Genomic DNA, 7,202 nt, shown 5'->3' with positions numbered 1-7,202 from the left:
GAGTAGGTCATGAGCGGCCTCCGCGACCACTCAAAACAGGTGTCATCCCGGACAAGCGAAGCGCAGATCCGGGATGACAGCCGTGGTTGTGGATAGAGAGCTTAGACACCGAGCGCTTCCCGCCCGCCCGCGTCCCACTCTTCATACCCGCGCTCGCGCAATTCGCACGCCGGGCACGCGCCGCAGCCATGGCCCCAGGCGTGCAGCTCGCCGCGGTCGCCCTGGTAGCAGGTGTGGCTCTCGACCACGATCAGGTCGACCAGGTCCTCGCCGCCCAGGGTCTTGGCCAGGGCCCAGGTTTCGGCCTTGGTCAGCTTCATCAGCGGGGTCTCGACGACGAAGTCGCGGTCCATGCCCAGGTTCAGCGCGCTCTGCATGGCGTCCAGCGTGTCGCGGCGGCAGTCGGGATAGCCCGAGAAGTCGGTCTCGCACATGCCGCCGACCAGCGCCCCCAGGCCCCGGCGGTCGGCCAGGGCGGCGGCGTAGATCAGGAACACCAGGTTGCGGCCGGGCACGAAGGTGGACGGCAGGCCGCGCTCGGTCATCTCGATGGCGACGTCGGCGGTCAGGGCCGACTGGGCCACGGCGCCGAAGCCGGTCAGGTCCAGCACATGGTCCTCGCCCAGGCGGTCGGCCCAGTGTGGAAAGCGCTCGATCATCTGATGGCGCACGGCCTGGCGGGCCTGCATCTCGATCACGTGGCGCTGGCCATAGTCGAAGCCGACGGTCTCGACCCGGGCGTAGCGCTCCAGGGCCCAGGCCAGGCAGACGCTGCTGTCCTGGCCGCCGGAAAACAGCACCAGGGCGGCGTCGGCGCGCGATGCGCCGGACGCGGCGGGCGCGGTGGAAACTTCAGAAGCGGACATGGCGCCTCTCTACACGAGGCGCGCGCGATTGGCACGCGACGGGACCGCCCCGAGTGTGTCTCCCAGCCATCAGCCGTGAAACAATCGTTTCGAACGCTGATATTTGGGCTGTACCTCCGACGCGAATGAGACACTATGAGACACGCACGGCGCAAGCCGCGCCAAGGTTTCCCGGCCTGAAACCACGCTTGACGCAACGTCAGGCGCCGAACCGCCTTTTCGAAATTTAATGAAAACTTGCCCGCGCCAGGTGAATGTGACCTTGGGTAAAGTGAAAACGCGTAACCTATCAATGATTACTTAGAACTTGGCCGGTTGACAGCCCCAAGTCCCAAGTATGCAATCGCCTTATGCTGCGAGGGGTCGGCCGTACGCCCGCGTAGTGTTCAAAAGTACGGCGCGAGGAAACAACGCGACGTCCGCAGGGTCCGCCATAAGGAGCCGCGACGTCCAGGGAGGGAATAGAATGTCGCAATCTCTGCGTATGCGGAGCCTGCTGGCCATGGGCGCGTCCGTGTCCGTGCTGGCCGCCGTCGCCGCCCCCGCCTTTGCCCAGACCGCCCAGCAGGGCGGCGGCAACGTGCTGGAAGAACTGGTCGTCACCGCCCAGAAGAAGGAAGAAGCCCTGCAGGACGTGCCGATCGCGGTGTCGGCCTTCAGCCAGGACAGCCTGGAAGCGCAGAAGATCGACGGCGGCCCGAACTTGCAACAGGCCATCCCGAACGTCACCTTCGCCAAGGGCAACTTCACCAACAGCTTCAACTTCGCGATCCGCGGCATCGGCAACAAGGCGGTCGGCGTCTCGACCGACGGCGGCGTCGGCGTCCACGAGAACAACGCCCCGCTGCAATCGGGCAACCTGTTCGACGCCGAGTTCTTCGACGTGGAGCGCGTCGAAGTGCTGCGCGGCCCGCAGGGCACGCTGTACGGCCGCAACGCCACCGGCGGCGTGGTCAACATCATCACCGCCAAGCCCACCGACACCTTCGAGGCCGAGATCACCGGCGAAGTGGGCAACTACGGCACCCAGAAGGTGCGCGGCATGATCAACATGCCGATCATGGGCGACAAGCTGGCCGTCCGCGTGGCCGGCAACTACCTCAAGCGCGACGGCTTCGTCACCAACACCTTCAACAACCACAAGGTCGACGACCGCGAGCTGTACTCGACCCGCGTCTCGGTGATGTTCAACCCCACCGACACGCTGCGCACCAACTTCATGTGGGAGCACTTCAACGAGGACGACAGCCGCGCCCGCGTCGGCAAGCAGCTCTGCACCAAGGACAACGGCCCGGCCACGGTCGGCGGCGTGCCCAGCGGGTCGGCTCGCGCCTTCCTCAGCCAGGGCTGTCTGTCGGCCTCGCTGTACGGCGACAGCGCCTACGGCACGGTCAACACCTCGGGCACCCTGACCGGCGAGCTGGGCAACATCTTCGGCTTCACCAGCGGCGACGCCAACGCCGGCGACACCACCAGCCGCAACCTGCGTGAAATCGAGACCCTGTTCGACCCGATCTACCAGTCGAAGTCCGACATCTACCAGTTCAACCTGGCCTACGACCTGACCGACGAGCTGACCTTCACGGCCATGACGTCGTACAGCAAGGGCAAGGTCTATACGAAGCTGGACTACAACCGGAACGTCTCGACCGTCCCGTTCAACAGCACCGGCATCTCGCCGGGCGGCTTCTTCACCGACCCGCAGGTCGGCACCACCAACAAGTTCACCACCCTGGACGTCTCGTCGGGCGACGCCAAGCAGTGGAGCCAGGAAGTCCGGCTGCAGTCGAACTTCGACGGGCCGCTGAACTTCAACTTCGGCGGCATCTATTTCGACTACAAGACCACCACCGACTACTATGTGATCGGCAACTCGCTGACCATGTCGGCCAAGGCCCTGAACTTCCAGAAGACCGGCAACCCCAACTGCAGCCCGGTCACCCTGCCGACCACCTGCATCGGCGTCGATCCCAACGCCACGCCGGACGGCAGCGGCCACAACTATTATGACAACCGCTCGCCCTATCACCTGAAGTCGAACGCGCTGTTCGGCGAACTGTACTGGCAGGCCAACGAGAAGCTGAAGTTCACCCTGGGCCTGCGCCGCACGCACGACGACAAGCGCCTGGACGTCTACGACACCGTCCTGCTGGCGCCCGGCATCGGCCTCAAGCAGAGCACGACCAACCCGCAGGAAAAGTCGGTCTTCGACGAACTGACCGGCCGTTTCGGCTTCGACTACAAGCTGACCGACGACAACCTGCTCTACGCCTTCTATTCCAAGGGCTACAAGGGCGGCGGCTCCAACCCGCCGGCGGCGGTCGGCTCGGCCGTCAAGCCGCAGTTCGCGCCTGAATTCGTCAACGCGTTCGAGGTGGGATCGAAGAACACCCTGGCCGGCGGCAGTGTGATGCTGAACGCCACCGGCTTCTACTACGACTACCAGGGCTATCAGATCTCCAAGATCGTCAGCCGCACCTCGGTCAACGAGAACATCGACGCCACGGTCTACGGCCTGGAGCTGGAATCGGTCTGGTCGCCGGTTCACAACCTGCGCCTGAACGCCAATGTCGGCTATCTGCACACCAAGATCGCCGACGGCGTGACGTCGATCGACACCATGAACCGCACCCAGAGCAACCCGGCCTATCTGGTCGTCAAGGCGGGCCCCAGCCTGCCCAACGCCGCGGTCGGCTCCAACTGCGTGCTGACCACCCAGGGCGTGGCCACCCTGATCGCGGCCGGCGCGGGTTCGACCGTGCCGTTCGCCTGCGGCGGACCGCAAGTGTTCCAGGCCTTCCTGCAAACCCCGGCCGCGGCCGGCGGCGCGGGTCTGCCGGCGGGCACCGCGGCCTTCCTGGCCAACGCCACGGGCCTCTACAACTACGGGCCGGGCTTCTCGATCGAAGGCACCACGGCGAACCTGTCGGGCAACGAGCTGCCCAACTCGCCGCACTGGACCACCTCGATCGGCGCCCAGTACACCTGGGACTTCGCGGACGGCTGGTCGGCCACCCTGCGCGGCGACTATTACCGCCAGAGCAAGCAGTACACCCGGGTCTACAACACCGCCTACGACCAGCTGAAGTCGTGGGACAACGCCAACATCACCCTGAAGGTCGAGAAGCCGGACTGGGGTCTGCAGATCAACGCCTACGTCAAGAACCTGGGCGACGACACGCCGATCACCGACGCCTACACGACCGACGACAGCTCGGGCCTGTTCACCAACCTGATCACGCTGGAGCCGCGCACCTACGGCGTCAGCCTGACCAAGTCGTTCTAGAACACCGCCTCACCAGCGGACCCAGGAAGGGCGGCGGAGCAATCCGCCGCCCTTTTTGTTTGAGCGGGGCGGGCGCGGCCGCGTGATCCTGCGCAGCTACCGGAGCGGCGTCGGCAGGCTCACGCGGTAGACCAGGATCCGGCTGTCGTTATCGATGTCCGAGCCGCAGGCCTGGCCCGACATCCGGCAGTCGCGGGCGATGAAGTCGTTGTCGTTGCCGACGATCAGGAAATAGTCGGCCGGATGATCCGGCTCGAGCACCGACGCCAGGTCCATCGCCTCCCACTTCTCCGAAAGCGCGTTCTCGGACGAGACGTCGACGCTGAGCACGAAGCGCGCGAGCTGCACGGGATTGAGCAGGTTCACCAGCTCGACGCCCTCGGCCGGGACGACGCCGGGCCGCAGCGCCGGGCCGGCGGGATCGCGCAGCAGCGAGGCGGTCGTGGTCTCGTATTCGCCGCCGGCCAGGTTGGTCGCCCCCGCGACGTCGACCAGCAGAATGCTCTTGTAGACGATGGGCCCCTTGCCCGCCGCGCCGCGACCGGCGGCGTCGCGCGACAGCATCAGGAACCTGTGGCCGTCGAGGGCGCGGATCTCGCTCTGGGCGGCGGTGCGATTGGGCGCGCCGCCGTCGCCGTCGGCGGTGTAGGTCGGCAGTCGCATCACATAGTGGGCGACGGGCTTGGCCGGGGCCGGCGTGCGGCTCACGTCGTAGACCAGGACGCGTGCGTTGGCGCGGCCGGCGGCGTCGCCCTTGGCGCTGTCCTGCATCGTCGCGCTCTGCAAGGCCACGAACAGGGTGCGGCCGTCGGGCGACAGCGACACGCCTTCGGGACCCTGGTTGTTGCGCCGACCGGTGGCCGGCGGCTGCAGCGAACCGAAATCTGGACGCCCTTCTTGCGAGCCGATAGAGGCGCGGCGCGGCGCGATCGCCGCGGGCGGGGTGATCACCCCGCGCAGACGGCCGCGCCGGTCGAAGGCGTAGACGTTGGCCGAGTATTCGTCGCCGACGTAGAAGCCGCCGTCGCGCGTGAACTGCAGCGCCTCGGCGTCCAGCGACACCTTGCCCGCGCCGACGCCGGCGGCCGGGGCCGGCAGGGTCAGGCCGCGCTGGATCAGCGTGCCCGCGCCCGGATCGGCGCCCGTGAACGGCCGGCCGTTGAAGTCGCGCAGCTCCAGGCCGCCGTCCGGAACCAGGTCGACCCGGCCGTCGCCCAGCGTGAAGCGGAGACGCAGGCGTTCCAGCCGCGCCGGATAGTCGAAGAACAGGTTCGCGGTCGGGTCGTTGCGCCCCCGGTCCGGCAGCGTCCAGAGAACGCCTTCATAGTGGTCGCCGACGCGCTTCCAGCTGCCGGGCGCGATCTGGAGCGAGGAGAAGGACCCCAGCGTGTCGCCGAGGAAATCGACCGCCCCCGCCGGCAGCCGACCGGCGCCGACCAGGCCCTGGTTGACGAAGGCCTGGCCGTGCAGCGAGACGGTGCGCGCGCCGTCGGCCTGATCCAGGTGCGGTCGGGTGACGGGCTCTCCCGCGCCGGCGAGGGCGGGGAAGAGCCAGCACAACAGGATGAGGGCGGCGCGCATCGGCCTAGAAGTTGACGCCGATCGTCGCGAAGATCTGCCGCGGCGCCGAGGCGTGGAACACCAGGATGGAGCCCGCCGCGTCGTCCGGCGCGAACACGCTGCTGTCGAAGTTGGACGCGTGGCGCTCGTTCGTCAGGTTGGCGACGTTCAGCGACGCCTTGGCGCCCTTCCAGGGACCCACCTCGCCGAAGTCGTAGGCCAGTCCCAGGTCGAAGGTGGCGTAGCCGCCGAAGCTCTGGTCGTTGGTGTAGGTGTAGTAGCGGCGGCCGGTGTACTTGCCCTGCAGCGAGGCCGAGAAACCGCCCTGCTTCAGGCTCAGCACGCTGGCGAGCATTTCCTTGGGCGTGTCCACCTGCTGCTTGCCGGCCGTGGCCTTGATCACGCAGGTGGTGGTGCACCAGTTGAGGTTCTCGTCGTAGGTCGACTTGCTGTACGAGGCCGAGTTGTACCAGGTCAGCCACGACATCGGCCGCCACAGCACGCCCAGCTCCGCGCCCTTGCTGGTGACGCCGCCGGCGTTGTGGAAGGAGTTGCCGCAGCCCGGGTTCTGCTGCTGGTTCGTCGGGCAGGGGTTGTACTGCAGCAGGCGATTGTCGAACTTCACGTCATAGGCGGCCAGCGAGACCTGCAGCGGACCGCTCACATAGCGGTAGCCGAGGTCGAAGCTCTTGGAGGTCTCGGGCTTCAGATACTTGCCCTGGGCGTCCCAGACGGCCTGCGAGACCGACTGCGGGCCCAGTTTGAAGCCGCCCTGGAACATCGCCATGTTCTCGGCGTAGCTGGCGAACACCTCGTGGCCGGGCGCGATCGTCCAGCGCACGCCGGCTTCCGGCAGGAAGTTGTCCTTGGCCTTCAGCACGCCGGACGCGAACTGGGTCGAGGTCGGCGGCGCGGCCTTGGCGATGCCCGGGATGGCCTGGGCGTCCGACTTGGCGCGGGTGCTCTTGAAGCCGAAGTCGATGCTCAGCGCGTCATCGAGCAGCGTCACGGTGTCCTGGACGTAGAACTGCTGCGTGGTCCAGTCGGTCTTCTGCACCCACTGGGCGGTGTCGGGCGTACCTTCCAGGAACTGCGCCAGGCTGAAGGGGCCCGTGACATTGGTCCAGATGTAGCGCGCGGCGCTGCTGGTGTTGTCTTCCAGCCAGAGGCCGGCCTCCAGGTGGTTGAAGCCGACGGTCCAGCCCAGGCTTGCGACCACGCCGGTGCGGTCGATGGTGTAGCGGGTGTCGCGGATCTGCACCGGGAGGTCGTCGGCCGTGGACGTCGTGCCCTGGGTGGACCAGCCGGTGATCCAGTTGTTGCCCGCGCCCTTGTCGGTGTGGTGGTACAGCTGCGTGTGGAGCTTGATGGACGGGGTGACGTTGAAATCCCCGGCCAGGTAGTACAGCTCGTCGTTGCGAAGGATCTGGCCGTTGGTGAAGGTGACGTCCGAGTTCTTCTGCGGCGACGGCGCGGGGACGCACTTGGTC

At 67.0% G+C, this 7,202-nt stretch carries 4 protein-coding genes; 1 reads left to right on the top strand and 3 read right to left on the bottom strand.

Annotated features, from left to right (window positions below):
• Positions 1 to 101: 101 nt before the first annotated feature.
• Positions 102 to 866 carry a 7-cyano-7-deazaguanine synthase QueC gene (gene queC / locus AC1DZ6_RS15045; RefSeq protein ID WP_477097967.1) on the bottom strand — a complete coding sequence of 255 codons (765 nt, stop codon included), beginning with the start codon at positions 864 to 866 and terminating at the stop codon, positions 102 to 104.
• A gap of 466 nt (positions 867 to 1,332) precedes the next feature.
• On the opposite strand from queC, the gene AC1DZ6_RS15040 reads away from it, so the two are divergent.
• Positions 1,333 to 4,152 carry a TonB-dependent receptor gene (locus tag AC1DZ6_RS15040; protein WP_477097966.1) on the top strand — a complete coding sequence of 940 codons (2,820 nt, stop codon included), beginning with the start codon at positions 1,333 to 1,335 and terminating at the stop codon, positions 4,150 to 4,152.
• A 96-nt stretch (positions 4,153 to 4,248) separates the two neighbouring features.
• Here AC1DZ6_RS15040 and AC1DZ6_RS15035 read toward each other — a convergent pair whose 3' ends face one another.
• A complete protein-coding gene (locus tag AC1DZ6_RS15035) occupies positions 4,249 to 5,733 on the bottom strand; it encodes an esterase-like activity of phytase family protein (RefSeq protein ID WP_477097965.1) in 1,485 nt (494 codons plus the stop codon).
• A 4-nt stretch (positions 5,734 to 5,737) separates the two neighbouring features.
• A partial coding sequence (locus AC1DZ6_RS15030) for a TonB-dependent receptor (protein WP_477097964.1) occupies positions 5,738 to 7,202 on the bottom strand: 1,465 nt, incomplete at its 5' end.

It is taken from the genome of Caulobacter sp. P1_B12_2, from assembly GCF_056406675.1.
The sequence above is the reverse complement of the archived record's forward strand: the minus strand, read 5'-3'. Positions and strand labels throughout refer to the sequence as shown.

Coding starts and splice junctions, on each gene's coding strand:
- queC (WP_477097967.1), bottom strand. CDS start 866: ATGTCCGCTTCTGAAGTTTCCACCGCGCCCGCCGCGTCCGGCGCATCG.
- AC1DZ6_RS15035 (WP_477097965.1), bottom strand. CDS start 5,733: ATGCGCGCCGCCCTCATCCTGTTGTGCTGGCTCTTCCCCGCCCTCGCC.
- AC1DZ6_RS15040 (WP_477097966.1), top strand. CDS start 1,333: ATGTCGCAATCTCTGCGTATGCGGAGCCTGCTGGCCATGGGCGCGTCC.